Below are 508 nucleotides of genomic sequence, written 5' to 3'. Positions count from 1 at the left end.
TGACCATACAATTGAGTGATTACTTTGAGGTTAATCATTGTTATTTTATGCGGTTGGTCAACAATTAAATTGCAGAAGGAGCGAGAGTTGTAAGGTGGGCGATGCCTAACTTACCAGTAGTTTTTTACAAATTAATAAGGTGAGTTTTTCGCGGTCAAAAGCTGCGGTTTAGAGGGGAAAAAGGTCGTTTTTTTTAACTAGCGATCGCCAAATAAAAAGAGAAGAGAACTGGCATTCTCTTCTCTTGCTGTGGGTTTTTATCTGTTCCTGGGGTTTCCCCCTTGAGTTTTTTCCGCAACATTTTCTGCTGCTTCTTGAGTTGTCGTTGGCGAGCGCTACCGCCTTTGCCTTTGGTGTTTCTCCCGGGTTTGCGAGGAGACTCCCAACTTTTGAGACGTTGACCCATTGGGTTATCCTCCGAAGTGGATTTGCAACTTTGATACTCCCTACGGATAAATCCGAGGGATTCTTAAAGAGTCCAAAGTCGGACTTTTAAAGGCGCTTTTCC

The 508-nt window shown here is 43.3% G+C and carries 1 protein-coding gene; it reads right to left on the bottom strand.

Going from position 1 to position 508, the window contains the following annotated elements; all coding sequences use genetic code 11:
• Positions 1-193: 193 nt before the first annotated feature.
• A complete protein-coding gene (locus LKK83_RS00740; RefSeq protein ID WP_324628809.1) occupies positions 194-406 on the bottom strand; it encodes a hypothetical protein in 213 nt (70 codons plus the stop codon).
• Positions 407-508 lie beyond the last annotated feature (102 nt).

It is taken from the genome of Phormidium sp. CCY1219, assembly GCF_035615515.1.
Classification (GTDB): Bacteria; Cyanobacteriota; Cyanobacteriia; order Cyanobacteriales; family Laspinemataceae; genus CCY1219.
The sequence above is the reverse complement of the archived record's forward strand: the minus strand, read 5'-3'. Positions and strand labels throughout refer to the sequence as shown.